This window comes from Phragmitibacter flavus (assembly GCF_005780165.1).
Classification (GTDB): domain Bacteria; phylum Verrucomicrobiota; class Verrucomicrobiia; order Verrucomicrobiales; family Verrucomicrobiaceae; genus Phragmitibacter; species Phragmitibacter flavus.
This window is the reverse complement of the sequence record NZ_VAUV01000001.1, coordinates 224406-236703: the sequence shown is the minus strand read 5'-3', so window position 1 is coordinate 236703 and position 12298 is coordinate 224406. Positions and strand designations below refer to the sequence as shown.

The 12298-nt window shown below is 57.3% G+C and carries 11 protein-coding genes; 3 read left to right on the top strand and 8 right to left on the bottom strand.

The features are described from left to right. Positions 1-236 precede the first annotated feature (236 nt). From FEM03_RS01045 to FEM03_RS25470, 6 genes are all read right to left on the bottom strand, one after another. Positions 237-3929, bottom strand: coding sequence for a hypothetical protein (locus tag FEM03_RS01045; RefSeq protein WP_138084316.1), 3693 nt, complete (start codon positions 3927-3929; stop codon positions 237-239). Positions 3930-4145: 216 nt separating this feature from the next. Then, positions 4146-5111, bottom strand: coding sequence for an AraC family transcriptional regulator (locus FEM03_RS01040; RefSeq protein WP_138084315.1), 966 nt, complete (start codon positions 5109-5111; stop codon positions 4146-4148). Between the two features lie 55 nt (positions 5112-5166). Further along, the gene (locus tag FEM03_RS01035; protein WP_138084314.1) at positions 5167-5958 is read right to left on the bottom strand and encodes a hypothetical protein; all 792 of its coding nucleotides are present in this window, start codon (positions 5956-5958) and stop codon (positions 5167-5169) included. A gap of 40 nt (positions 5959-5998) precedes the next feature. Continuing rightward, a complete protein-coding gene (locus FEM03_RS01030) occupies positions 5999-6928 on the bottom strand; it encodes a YceI family protein (RefSeq protein ID WP_166442526.1) in 930 nt (309 codons plus the stop codon). A 52-nt stretch (positions 6929-6980) separates the two neighbouring features. After that, positions 6981-7403, bottom strand: coding sequence for a formylglycine-generating enzyme family protein (locus FEM03_RS25475; protein ID WP_166442525.1), 423 nt, complete (start codon positions 7401-7403; stop codon positions 6981-6983). Then, positions 7367-8011 carry a formylglycine-generating enzyme family protein gene (locus FEM03_RS25470; RefSeq protein ID WP_138084311.1) on the bottom strand — a complete coding sequence of 215 codons (645 nt, stop codon included), beginning with the start codon at positions 8009-8011 and terminating at the stop codon, positions 7367-7369. The genes FEM03_RS25475 and FEM03_RS25470 overlap by 37 nt, the downstream gene beginning before the upstream one ends. Positions 8012-8148: 137 nt before the next feature. Here FEM03_RS25470 and FEM03_RS01015 point away from each other — a divergent pair, with 137 nt between their 5' ends. The 3 genes from FEM03_RS01015 to FEM03_RS01005 are packed head-to-tail and all read left to right on the top strand — an operon-like array spanning position 8149 to position 9891. After that, on the top strand, positions 8149-8976 hold the full coding sequence (locus FEM03_RS01015; RefSeq protein ID WP_138084310.1) for a TIGR04255 family protein: 828 nt from the start codon (positions 8149-8151) through the stop codon (positions 8974-8976). Beyond that, positions 8946-9452, top strand: a complete 507-nt coding sequence (locus tag FEM03_RS01010) for a hypothetical protein (protein ID WP_138084309.1) — start codon at positions 8946-8948, stop codon at positions 9450-9452. Before FEM03_RS01015 ends, FEM03_RS01010 begins: the two co-directional genes overlap by 31 nt. Position 9453: 1 nt before the next feature. Next, on the top strand, positions 9454-9891 hold the full coding sequence (locus tag FEM03_RS01005; RefSeq protein WP_138084308.1) for a hypothetical protein: 438 nt from the start codon (positions 9454-9456) through the stop codon (positions 9889-9891). 7 nt (positions 9892-9898) lie between these two features. Here FEM03_RS01005 and FEM03_RS01000 read toward each other — a convergent pair whose 3' ends face one another. Both FEM03_RS01000 and FEM03_RS00995 read right to left on the bottom strand, forming a co-directional pair. Then, positions 9899-10582 carry a response regulator transcription factor gene (locus FEM03_RS01000; protein WP_138084307.1) on the bottom strand — a complete coding sequence of 228 codons (684 nt, stop codon included), beginning with the start codon at positions 10580-10582 and terminating at the stop codon, positions 9899-9901. A 33-nt stretch (positions 10583-10615) separates the two neighbouring features. Then, positions 10616-12298 carry a sensor histidine kinase gene (locus FEM03_RS00995; protein ID WP_138084306.1) on the bottom strand — a complete coding sequence of 561 codons (1683 nt, stop codon included), beginning with the start codon at positions 12296-12298 and terminating at the stop codon, positions 10616-10618.

Genomic DNA, 12298 nt, shown 5'->3' with positions numbered 1-12298 from the left:
GTCCTCACGCATGAGCGGCGGCAATCTTGGAATTTTGTGGGAAGTTTTTGTGATGTGACCGAGGGGATGAATTCTTTTAACCACAGATGAACGCAGATGGGCTTCTGTTGATGGGCTTATGGAGATAGTATCTGTGTCTATCTGTGTTCATCTGTGGTTGTGAGTAGGGATAGAACGACCACCAAACAAAAAAGCCCGCACCTTTGAAGATGCGGGCTTGGGGTAAGTGAGGTGCGTTACAGAGGATTGCTGGACTCTTTATAGACGATGCTGAAGTCGAGGGTGAAGCTGTCGCTGCCATCGTGACCGTTGGGGCCGATGCCAACGTAGATGGTGTCGCCGGGTTGAAGATAGCCGACGTTGCCGTTGAAGGGATGGGCCACGGTGGGGGCGAAGGTGGAGGTGTGTTTGTTGGTGAAGGTGGCCCCGCCGTTGGTGTCGGTGTAGATGACGACTTGTCCGCCGTTGCTGGCAGCGGTGCCGATGGTGACGAAGCTGCTGCTGATGCCGTAGTAACCGGCGAGTTTGACAGTGTAACCCGCAATGGCGAAGCGGTCGGCGGCGGTGGCTTGAGCGGTGCCGCGACCGGGATGGCCACCGGTGGAGTTGAGGGAGGCATACGCTCCTTCTGGCACGGTCATGTCGGGAACCACGAGGCCGCTGACACCGTAGCGACTGGAGCTGGGGGTCCAGGCGAGGTTGCGGTAGGAGAGCGGGTTGGAGACGGCACCAGTCTGGTTCCAGCAGTAACTCCAGCCGGGCAGAGGGGCGACGGGTTTGAAGTCGTCGCGATAATCGGCGATGACTCGGGTGGTGCCCCCGGCGACGGTGAAGTTCACGGTGGTTAAAGCACCGCCGGTGGGGGTGGCTTTGATGCTGTGGGCACCGGGAGTTAGGGTGGCTCCGAGCAGTGGGTTGGAGGCGTTGCCAAACACGGCATAGGGTGGCACGTGCCGGGTGTTGACGGAGTTGCTGTCGTATTGCATGGCGACACTTCCCTGCGCGGTGTTGAGGTTGGCGCGGATGGTGAGGTTGGTGGTGCCGAGTTTGGCGGGGTCGACGACGGCTCCGCTGGTTAGTGGCATTAGGTCGCGGCCGGTGTTGGCATCGACGAGGGTGAAGGATTGCACAACGGCGGGTCCGGTGTAGGCACTGAGCATCCATTCGTCGATCAATTTGCCGCCAGCGGGAAGGTCGGTGAGCGCGGTGGGCTGGTTGGTGCTGTCGATGAGTCCGGCAGGGATGCGGCCATGGATGCGTTTGGGGGGTTGCATGGGCTGGCGGCGATTGTCTTCTTTGGCGAGGAGCATGGTGTCGAGTTCGAGCGCTTCGAGATCGAGTCCGCCTTTGCCGTTGGTGTGGTGACAGGTGATGCAGAACTGGTTGGTGACGGAGTCGGGACGCGGGGCGTTGTGAAACAGCGGGCCTTCGGGAAAGTGGATGCTGTTGCGCAAGGAAACGGTGCCGGCGGGGATGCTGCCGCGATGGATCTGGTTGTCGGCCATGTAGTTGTAGAAGACGGCGTAGCGGGGATGGGTGGCTTCGCCGTTGTTTCTCAAGACCTTGGTGACCTCTTCGTGTGCCCAGGTGGGAAAGCGGTCGGCGAACTTGGTTTTCCACTGGCCGGTGTAGGTGGAGGGCAGGCCGATGAGGGTGCCGTTGGCGTGGTTGGCGGCGGTTTCGAGATCGACGGCGTGGGCGAAGACTTTGAAGTCATCGACCCAACCATGGAAGCCGGTGACGGCGGCGCTGGCGGGTTTGCCAATGGTGAGTTTGCCAGGAGGAAGCTGGAACAGGCCGGTATAAACGTCCTGCCAGCGGTGGTAGAGGAGGCCGTTGAGGTGGAAGTCGACTTCGGCTCCGCCTTTGCGAATCTGGAAGGCGAGGTGGGCCCAGCCGCGGTCGGGGAGGAGGTCATCGAGCAGGTCACTGGCGGGTGTGGACGTGCTGACGAGGGGGATGGTGATGCGGTTGACGATGACGCCTGCGGCATCGGCATAGATGATCTGACGACGACCGCGCAGGCGGATGGAGGTGTTGTCGGGGAAAGTGAGCAGGCGGCGTTCGGTGCTGTCGTCGATGTGGCGACAGTCGACGAAGAGGCCGACATACCAGTCCTTGCTGGAGACGCTTTGGGGTTGGGCGTCGACGGTGAATTCAAGGCCGATACTGCCGTTCATGTAGAAACCTTTGCCATGGACGCCTCCGGTGGCGGCGGGTTCGAGTCGGCCATTGCCAATAACGAGGCCGTGTTTGGGAGTGATCCAATGCGTGGTTGGGGCGGTGGCGGCGTTTTGCAGTTTGACGGGGTTGGAGAAGGTTTTGGTGGTGTTGTTCCAGCCGCTATGGTGGACGAGGCTGTTGCTGCCGCTGGAGCTGGCGGCACCGGCGACGTTGAAGGTGAGCAGTCCGGTCATGTTGGCAACAATGAAGGCGTCGGGATCGACGTAGTCATCGAAGGCGAGTTCATCGGTTTGTTTGCCGTTGGTGAGGGGCCAGACGACGTCGCGCAGGGTGACGGGGAAGAATTTGGTGCGGTAGTTGAGGAGGTTTTCGAGGGAGTCGATGATGTTGCCGTTGTCGTTTTCGCCTTTGGGCATCTTGATGGTGGCGCGACCATAGCCGAGTCGCAGCCAGCCGCTTTCGTTGCCGTAGGGACCGCTGTTGGGCTGGAAGAGATTGACGAGGCGTTGTTGGGGTCCGTTGCCGGAATCGCCGAGGCCGATGGCGTAGTCCATGTCGTTGTTGAGGTTGTCGATCTGGACCAGTTTGCCGTGACTCCACAGGCCGAGGAAGGAGACGCCCTGGTGTTTGCCACCGTCTTCACCGAGGTAGGAGGCGGGTTCTTCGGGAACGGCAGTTTGCGGGTAACGGCTGTTGTTCCAGTTGCCGCTGACGCTGTAATGGAGGGTGTCGTTGATGGCTTCGATGAAGAGGTTTTTGGCGTCGCGATCAAGCCAGGGGTAGGAGGCTCCGAGGTCTTCGCCGGGGGTGATGAGGGTGCCTTCGGCGTCGCGGAACGGGGCCATGGCGAAGCCGAATTTGGTATTGATGCGGTTGTCGTAGGGCGCGTAGGTGATGGGGATGAGATTGGTCCACTGCGAGGCGTCGGCGCTGTTGCCGCTGGGGTAGTAGGAATAGACGATGTCGCAGCCTTGGGCGGGCATGGCGGCCCCGGTGTTGGGATTGGTCCAGGGCATGCTGGGGGAACCGACGCGGATCATGAGGAAGCGGCCATCGCCAGCCACGACGGGTTCGAATCCGGCGGCGTGGAAGGGAAATTCCGGCCCGGCGATGGTGGTGCCGGTTTTGGTGATGGAAGTGATGGCGGCGCTGGCGGTTTTGGGATTGCTGACGATGATGCGGATGGGCGTGACGAAAAATTGGGTGCGGCGCACTTCGTTGACATTGGTGTTGCTGCTGACGAAAACTTTGACGTCATACACGTCCTGGCCGCTGGCATTGACGGTGGGAGGGTTGTCGTTCCAGAGCGCGGCGTGGGAAACGCCTTTAACGCCGTCGGTGTATTGCAGGCGGCTCTGGAAAGCGGTGGTGTAGCCGTCCATCCATTTGAAGGTGGTCGAACTCATGGTGTGGGAGTTCGCGGAGTCGGGACCGTAGGGATTGCTGAGCAGGAATGGCTGCGTCATTTTCTCCGGCATCATCAGGGCGAAACGCGGGGTGCTTCCTTCGGTGCCGCCGCCTTCAACGATGATGCCGACGCGACCATCGGAGGTGACACGCAGTCCGGGCATGTGCGGTCGGGTAAATTTTGGGGTGGCGGGCGTGGTGGAGTAGTCGGTGATCACGCCGGTCACTTCACGCCAGATGGCGGGCGATTCCGGGATGACCTGTTGGGAGAAGGAGAAGCCGCCGAGGCAGGGGGTGAGGCAGGCGACGACAGCGAGAAGTTTGATGTGGTTCGTCATGATGAGTGAGGCAGGGTGCGGGGACAGTTAACTGCCAAAGAATAAAAAATCGGAGGCGGGTGTTGCTTGGATGATTCGCCTGAAAATTCGTATATTTCGCTCGCGGTGATTTTGGAGACGAGGTGTGAAGTGCGGTGGATCTTGGTGAATTGTGCTCTACGCAAGATGCCGAGAACGATATGCAGGATGCGTATGCTCCCCAATGCCTGCGGTATGTTACCCCTGATGGCGGTGGCGGTAGGTCAGGGGCGAGACTTCGTGTTTTGCTTTGAAGCAGCGCAACAGATGGCTTTGGTCTGCGAAGCCGGTGAGATGGGCGATGGTTGCGACGCTGTCGCTGCTTTCGCGGAGGAGTTTGGCGGCGCGTTCCACGCGTTGTTCGCGCACGAACTGGGCAAATCCCCAGCCGGTGGTGGCCTTGAAAAAGGCGCGGAAACGACTGGTGCTCATGCCAACGGCTTTGGCAACGTCGAACTGGGTGAGCGGTTCGTGGGCATGCTGTGAGAGGTAGTCGAGGGCCCGGCGCAAACGCTCGGTCTGCAAGGCGCGATCCGCTGTTGGAACGGAAGATGAGGGTTCGAGCGGAAACGCCTGACGCAGATGAAACAACACGGTGAGCAGCTCCAGTTTCAATTGCAATGATCGGTCGGATGCGGGCGAAGGATTGAACCAAGTTTGAGCGAATGCCAGCAGCGCGGAATGAACGTTGGCGGCGGCGGGATCATCGTGTTGAATGAGAGGCAGCCTTCCCCCACTGCGCTGTTCCCACGGAGCCAGATACGCTTCGTCGAGACTGGTGCCGGAGGTGTCGCTCGCGACAAGGTGACGTGGAAAAAGGACCACCAGAGCCGTGTGTTTGGCGTCCATCTCCCACACGCCGTGGATTTTGAGTGGATCGACCACCACGATGTCGCCCGGATGAAAATGGAACAGGTCATGTCCGCTGCGAAAATGTCCATTGCCGCTCAAAGCGACAAAGAACTCGAAGTAATCATGCCAGTGCAGCCAGTTTTCGCCGACCATGCGCTGGTAGCCCGGATACTGTTGAAGGCTGAGAATGAGTGGAAGTTCGGAGGGAAAGGTGCGCGGAAGGTAGCGGCGGCTGTCGATGCGTCCGCTGAGCTTGAAGACCTCATGAGGCTGTTGGCCCAGGAAGTGAATCAGCTGCTGTTTGGGGCTCATGTCCGCGATAGGCACTTAGTAAGTCAAGACAGCGTAGTGCACGGTGAGTTCCCAATTACTCTGAGCGGGGTATTTCGATTTTAATTCTCATCTTGGAAAGGTTGTCTTCGGAGGCAGGCGGTCCATAAATGCTATCAATCATCAGAAAGCGTTTTGAATCTTCTTCGACAATCGCGAGGTTGGGTTCAGATTCATCGAACCACCGGACCGAATTGGTGACACTCTCAATGACCCACGGAACGAAGGGATCGGGCTTTGATCTATTTTTAAGTTCTTCCCAAGCTTTTTCAGGAATGGCAACTGGCATGCCCATGCGCGCGAAGTCAATGTATGATCTTCCGTCGTGAATCAATCTGCCGGTTAACAATATTTTTTTGGTGGCTGGATATTTGAACAAGAAGTCTTCCAGTTCATTCTGGGTGAATTCAGCTTTAGATGACGTGACGTGATGCTTGTAGAGCACCTTACCCGAGCGATCAAAAATAACGAGTTGATAGGGGTTGTTAATTTTGATGTTGGAAAGACCAATCACGTAGTTGGAGTCGGGACTTACCCATAAATGGGAGAAGGCGGGTGAAGGAGAATTCCAAAGAACTTCTCCATTTTCCTTGCTGAGAACTTTTACGTAAGCGAACTGATTTTTTGAGTGAAAATGCACCTCTTCGTCCCGCAATGGATCAAAGGCATCAGCTATCTTTTTCGAATCGCTCCAGTCATGGTTATGCAACACGAGTAGTGCTTCACTTTCAGCCCAGATTTTTACGCGGTCAGCATAAGCCCCATAATCTCCTGATGATGGCGCAATGGATGCGAAGAACAGCGTTAGTATTGTAAAGAAGTGTCTCATCGAACGAGGCTCTCGAGCGCATGTTGCCGATGTTAACTGGTCAGTCTTTCAAGTTGGCCACGATCTTCAAATGGAGGTGGATGAGATCATTGACGAGGTGACCGCCGAGGCGGTCGAAGAATTTGCCGGAGCCGTAAAGGGCACCCCAGCGGGTGCGGTCGAGGTCGATCTCGGCCTGGCCAGCGATGGTGTTCGGATCTGAAGAACCGATGACTGCGGGGAAGGTGATGGAGTGAGTTTGGCCGCGCAGGGTGAAATCGCCGGTCAGTTCATAGTTGGGCATGCCGGGGGTGGCTTCACTCAACGGCTTTGCCGAAGTGCTGGTGAACTCGGCGGTGGGGTGTTTGGCGACATCAAAGAAATCGGCGTCCATCAGGTGGTGGATGAGCATGGTGCGCAGGCTGGTATCGGTGAGATCGGCGCAGGTAATCAATCGCAGGTCGACCTGAAAGTGGCAGCGCACCAGTTCGCCTGATTTCACTTCGATTTCGCCGGCCACCAATGGCGCGGTGCCTTCATGGTGATTGAGAAGATTCCGACCGGTCCAGCGCACGACGCTGCGATCTGTGTCGAGATTGAAGGTTCCCGAGAGTGGGTCGGGAGGGGTCGCTTTTGGACCTTCGCCTTGAATTTCATACCCGGCGGCAATCCAGTCATCCACGCCGCCCCTGAAATCATAGACATGAGTATGACCAGCAGCCAGCAGTTTTTCTGCGGCCACTTGGGAGGCAAGGGATTGTGAGTGGTTGCCATACACAACGATGGAGGCTCCGGTGTCTGGGTTGAGTTGATCCACTTGATCAAGGAAGGCTGTTTCATACACACATGCGCGCGCAGAACCTGGAATGTGGGTTTCGGCAAAACACCCCTCCCCCATCACGTTGATCAGCATCAAGGGTTTTCCGCTGTCGAGCCAATGATGCAGTTCCATGGCAGTGATTTCGCCGGAGAGATGGGTGGGTGAGTTCATGGACATTCACGAAGTTTACCCAAACGTGCCTCGTTCTGGCAAGCGGGCAATCCTACGGCCCTGATTTCATCACCAGAGCCACGCGGAACCCGAGATTGTTGCCGCGCAAGGTGGGCGGTCCTTCGTAGGATTTGGCGGCACGGCATTGCACGGCGTAATGATTCCATGCGCCGCCGCGATAGGGGTGGTTTTTGCCGGTGGCCGGGCCAGTGGGATCGATGACGAGTTCGCCATCGGGGTAATCATAGGTGAAGTTCAAGGTCCATTCATACAAGTTGCCGAGCATGTCTTTCAGACCCCAGGCATTGGCTTTTTTCTGTCCGATACGACGAGGCCCGGCGACTTTTCCTGGGTAGGCTTGATTGGGCCATTTGGGAGTGGTCCAGCCAGCGCCTTTGTAACCGACACTGCTGTTGCCCCCATACCAGGCGATGTCGTTCAGAACAGGGGCGTTGTTTTCACCAAGCACCAACATCGGTCCCGCATAGGTCCCGCATAGGTGGCGGTGGTGGTGTCGGCGCGGCAGGCGTATTCCCATTGGGCTTCGGTGGGAAGGGTGTAGATGGCACCGTCTGGCAGGCGTCCGGCCTGACGTTCTTTTTCCGTGAGTTTCGCACAGAATGCCATCGCGTCGTCCCAACTCACGTAATAGATGGGGATGTTTGGAGATTTGGCGGCCGTCACACTGTCGAGCACTTTGCGTCCGCCGATGGCCTTCAAACCTTCCCGCAGGGTGATCATCTTGCCGCCCTGCGGATAAAGGGTTTCATCATCGAGCATCTTTTGGGCTTGGGCTTTCAAGGTAAGGCCCATCACGGTTTGCCATTGACCTTGCGTGACCTCCGTTTCGCCAAGCCAGAAGCCGTGGGTGAGTTTCACTCGATGAGGCTTTTCATAGTTGTCGCGTCCCGGTTCGGTTTCGGGACTGCCCATGGTGAATTCTCCTGGTGGACACCATCGCAGGGTAATGGACGGACCGTTGTCGATGCGTTGTTGTCCTGCATCGACACCGACGAAAACCCTTTCCGCTGCGTGGTTCAATAACGGGCAGAAAAGGATGAGTAGCACCAGGGACGTTTTCATGGCGATAGGTGGAGAAAAGATGCTGCATTTGATGCCATTGGCAATGAGACAAAAAGCCTGTTGCGCCGATGAGAGACAATGCAACAGGCAACTTGTAGAGGAGCAGCTAGTGAATTTGGTGCCATTCTCCCCTTTGAATGACTTTTGATGCCCCTCTGAATGGAGTTTTCAAAGATCAAATCTTAGATAAGATGCCGTCAATGAGCGAAAACAATCTAAGGCTTTCTTCCCCCCCTATTGTGGAAGCTGTCGTGGACATCGACTGTGATATGCCGGTCAATTTCAACCTTTTGACCCTGGAAGCAGAAGCGCGGTCGGCTTTCGGTGATCGTTACCCAATATTTCAGACGCAAGTTGTCGAACAGCATCAATTTGAACCCAATACCGATGGACCGGCCAAGCATCGCCGAATCCGGCAGATCCAGGCATTCCAATTCCGTCAAGTGGACAAGAACCAGCTCGTGCAGGTGCGAACACAAGGATTTTCATTTAATCGGCTGGCACCCTACTCAAACCTCGACGACTACGTGATGGAGATTGAAAGAACGTGGAGTTTGTTCGTTGACCTGACTGCTCCGATCCAAGTGAAAGGGATTCGACTTCGGTATATCAACCGGTTAAACCTACCTCTCCGGGGCGGAGCGTTGGAAACCACGGATTTCTTGAGGATCAGCCCCCAATTGCCTGAACAAAGCAATTTGGAATTTTCTGGTTTTTTGCATCAACACTCCGCTGTAGAAAAAGGCACTGGCAACCAGGCCAATATAGTGTTGGCGAGCCAACAAATAGAAGGAAGCGCGTTGCCAATGATTTTTGACATAGGCGTTTATCACGCAGAATATGGAAAAATTGAGAATTGGGGCTGGATTGTCGAACAGATTATGTCATTAAGGAGTCTGAAGAATCGTATTTTTGAGAACACTCTCACCGAATCATGTCTGAATCTGTATCGAAACTTGGGTTAGGTTATGCTGCCATGCAGATGTTTGCGTTCGGCGGAAGCGCCGTATCGAATGAGGCACAGGCAGTTCAGAGCGCTGCCCGGGAAGTCGTTTCAAATGCGGAGCGGGCAGAATCGCTTTTTGGCTCACAAACCACCACAATGTCTGAAGTTTGGAAGCTCGCAGATGATTGCGCTCTGCCTGATTGGGATGGCGACGGAGCGATGCCTATTGATGAATTGACGGTAGGATGCGCGGTTTCACTGATCAGGGCTCTGCCTGTGGGTATCCCAATGCCTGAAGTTGCCCCTGAACCTGATGGGTCGATCTCGTTCGACTGGATTCGTTCCAGGTATCGTCTTTTCTCCCTTAGTGTTTCCAATGGTTCGCGCCTTTCTTATGCCTGGCTGGATGGCTCCGACAAAGGGCATGCGGTAGCTTTTTTCGATGGCTGGAAAATACCGGCGCGCATTGAACAGGGAATTAGATCGATTCTGTAGTATGACCATGCTCGAGTCTGGACTTCCTGAGGTCGTCGACGACCAAGAAGAACTCGCGAGGTTTTTAACTCAAAGCGGGCACTACAACAGTGTGATGGTTAAACCAGCGGCCTTTCTACCAAATCCTAAGGATCAAGAGACTTCCGTTTCTCGTTGTAGGGATGAACCCGTTGAAGAGCTCTGGAGGATGGGACACCATGCTGCTGGAGAACGAACACTTTACGGAGCTGCATTTATCCGAGCAGGTTCAGTGAGGCAGATTCTGCTTGAAGTGCACTCACATGAGCCACCGCCAAAACATGCCGTGATCAAGGGCTGGCCTTGGAATGATGACTTGAGCCTCCAAAAGGCACAACAGAAAGAATTGGCGATTCGATTGGCCAGCGCAGCGGGACCTCCCCTCCTGAAGACAACGGTAGCTGTAAAAAATGGCAGCTGATTTTTGGTCACTCAAACCGGTAGCCTGCTCCATGAATGGTGCGGATGAGGCGGGGGTGGGCGGGGTCTTGTTCGACGCGTTTTCTGAGTTGGGAGATTTGCTGGTCGACGGCGCGGCTTTCAGGAAAGTAGTCGGCGCCCCAGGCTTCGTCGGTGAGGGTGTCGCGATCAACGACTTTGCCGCGTCGCTGCCAGAGAAGTCGGAGGATTTTGACTTCGCGCAGGCTGAGAGGGATTTCGGTGGTGTCGCGATACGCGCGCAGTTCAGCGGGTTCAATGCGGAGGTCTTCCATGGTGAAGGGCTGCTCCATGCCGTCGATTTTTTGCAGGAGGCCGGTGCGGCGGGTAATGGCGCGAATGCGGGCGAGGATTTCGCGGACGCCGAAGGGTTTGGCCATGTAGTCGTCGGCACCGAGTTCGAGGCCGAGGACTTTATCGATTTCTTCGGCTTTGGCGGTGAGGAAGAGGACGGGGACCTGGGCGTTTTTGCGTCGGACCTGGCGGCAGACTTCATAACCGTCGAGATGGGGCATCATGACATCAAGGCAGATGAAGTCGGGCTGGTGTTGATGGAAGAGTTCAAGGGCGGCGCGACCGTCGGGGGCGTCGATGGTGGTGTAGCCTTCACCACGCAAGACTTCGCAGAGGGCGGCGCGGGTGTGCTGGTCGTCTTCGGCGATGAGGATTTTCATGGAAGTCGGAAGTGGGAGGTCGGAGGTCGGAAGTTATCTGAGGTCGACTGCTGGGAGCGTGAGGGTGAAGCGGGTGCCGGGGTGAAGGTTGGTGGCGGTTAGGGTGCCGTGATGCAGGTGGGCGAGCTGGCGGGAAATGGTGAGGCCGATGCCGGTGCCGCTGACGCCTTCGGTGAGGTCGTTGCGGGCGCGGACGAAAGGGGCGAAGATGGAGTCGAGCTGGGCGGCGGGAATGCCGGGTCCGCGGTCTTCAACAATGAGATGGAGATGGGTGGAGTCCTGTTGGGTGCGGATGAGAACGTGCTGGCCGTCAGCGGCGTATTTTTCGACGTTGGAAAGAAGGTTGCCGAGGATTTGTTCGATGGCGTCAGGGTCGAGGTTGCCGGTTTGGGGGGCGTTGGTTTCGAGTTGGACGGTGAAGCCTTTGGATTCGAGGGTGGGTCGCCAGGTTTCGACCACGCGTTGCACGATGGGATCGAGAAGCGTGGGTTTGGGATGGACGGTGAGCTGGTCGCGTTGCTGACGGGCGAAGGTGAGGACGTTGTGAATAAGGCGGCTGAGGCGGGAGGTTTCGGCTTCGACGACTTGGAGGTGGCGGTTGATGTCGGGGTCGTTGGTCTGTTCGGCTTGTTGCTGGGCGAGCTCGGTGTAGAGACGGATGTTGGTGAGGGGGGTTTTGAGTTCGTGGGAGACCTGATTGACGAAGGAAACGCGGCGTCGGGCTTCGCGCATTTCGCGGGTGCTGTCGCGATGGAAAAGAATGGCGACGGTGATGAGGGCGAGGCAGGCGCCGCCGCTGCCGAGCAGGATGGGGAGGGCTTCCATGCGCGGGGTTTCGTCGGGGTCGGGAAGGTAGTCGAGCCGCCACATGTTGAGGGGGGCGGTGCAGGGGATTTCAGCGATGGATGGGAGGGCGGTGTTGGTGTCGCCGTTGCCGTTGCCCCATTGGTGGAGGACGCTGCGGCCGTTGGCAGCGAGCAGGCGCATGAGGCCGGCGACGGGGGTAAGGGTGGGATCGGAGAGGCGGTTGATGAGGAGGGAGATCAGCGCGGGCATTTCGAGTTCGAGGCCGACGATCTGACGATTGGATTTTTCCTGCCAGAAGAGCAGGCGTGGTCCGTTGCCGTGGAACCACAGGTGCCAGCCGCTGCTGACGTTGGTGGAAATGGCTGCGGCAGGTTTGCCTTGGTTGCGTGAAGGGGTGATGGCGGGGCCGCGAGTGGTTTGTTTGAGGATGGTCCAACTGGAATTGGAGCTGGTGTCGGCACGCTGGGGAGAGATGACGTTGGAGCCGGCTTCGGCTTCGTTCAGCGCGGCGGAAGGTTTGAGGCCGGTTTCCCAGACGGATTCGGTGCGGCGCAGGAAGGCGGAGGCTTCGCTGTTGGGATCGGCGGATGCGCTGGGGGGGAAGAGCAGTTGGTTGTTGGAGTCGAGAAGGAAAGCGTGGCGGATGAGGGGCTGCTCGCGGGGGAGTTCGCGCAGGGCTTCAGAGGTCGAAGGGGTTTCGAGGAGGAGGGTGTCAAAGGCGCCTTCAAGACGGCGGATTTCTTCTTCGATGAGTCGTTGGTGATTAAGCAGGCGTTCCCGGCTGATGGTGAGGAAGGTGCGCTGGGTGTGTTCGTTTTGTTGACGAAGCAGCATGCCGCCGAGCCAGACGATGAGCAGGAGCGGGGCGGCGACCAGCAAGAGAAAAAGCAGGGTGGCGCGGACGGGCAT

What these genes read in the sequence shown, in the direction of transcription:
- FEM03_RS01045 (WP_138084316.1), bottom strand. Translation starts at nt 3,929, where the DNA reads ATGACGAACCACATCAAACTTCTCGCTGTCGTCGCCTGCCTCACCCCC.
- FEM03_RS25470 (WP_138084311.1), bottom strand. Translation starts at nt 8,011, where the DNA reads ATGAAAACGTCCCTGGTGCTACTCATCCTTTTCTGCCCGTTATTGAAC.
- FEM03_RS00995 (WP_138084306.1), bottom strand. Translation starts at nt 12,298, where the DNA reads ATGCCCGTCCGCGCCACCCTGCTTTTTCTCTTGCTGGTCGCCGCCCCG.
- FEM03_RS01030 (WP_166442526.1), bottom strand. Translation starts at nt 6,928, where the DNA reads ATGAACTCACCCACCCATCTCTCCGGCGAAATCACTGCCATGGAACTG.
- FEM03_RS01000 (WP_138084307.1), bottom strand. Translation starts at nt 10,582, where the DNA reads ATGAAAATCCTCATCGCCGAAGACGACCAGCACACCCGCGCCGCCCTC.
- FEM03_RS25475 (WP_166442525.1), bottom strand. Translation starts at nt 7,403, where the DNA reads ATGTTGGTGCTTGGTGAAAACAACGCCCCTGTTCTGAACGACATCGCC.
- FEM03_RS01005 (WP_138084308.1), top strand. Translation starts at nt 9,454, where the DNA reads ATGACCATGCTCGAGTCTGGACTTCCTGAGGTCGTCGACGACCAAGAA.
- FEM03_RS01040 (WP_138084315.1), bottom strand. Translation starts at nt 5,111, where the DNA reads ATGAGCCCCAAACAGCAGCTGATTCACTTCCTGGGCCAACAGCCTCAT.
- FEM03_RS01010 (WP_138084309.1), top strand. Translation starts at nt 8,946, where the DNA reads ATGTCTGAATCTGTATCGAAACTTGGGTTAGGTTATGCTGCCATGCAG.
- FEM03_RS01035 (WP_138084314.1), bottom strand. Translation starts at nt 5,958, where the DNA reads ATGAGACACTTCTTTACAATACTAACGCTGTTCTTCGCATCCATTGCG.
- FEM03_RS01015 (WP_138084310.1), top strand. Translation starts at nt 8,149, where the DNA reads ATGACTTTTGATGCCCCTCTGAATGGAGTTTTCAAAGATCAAATCTTA.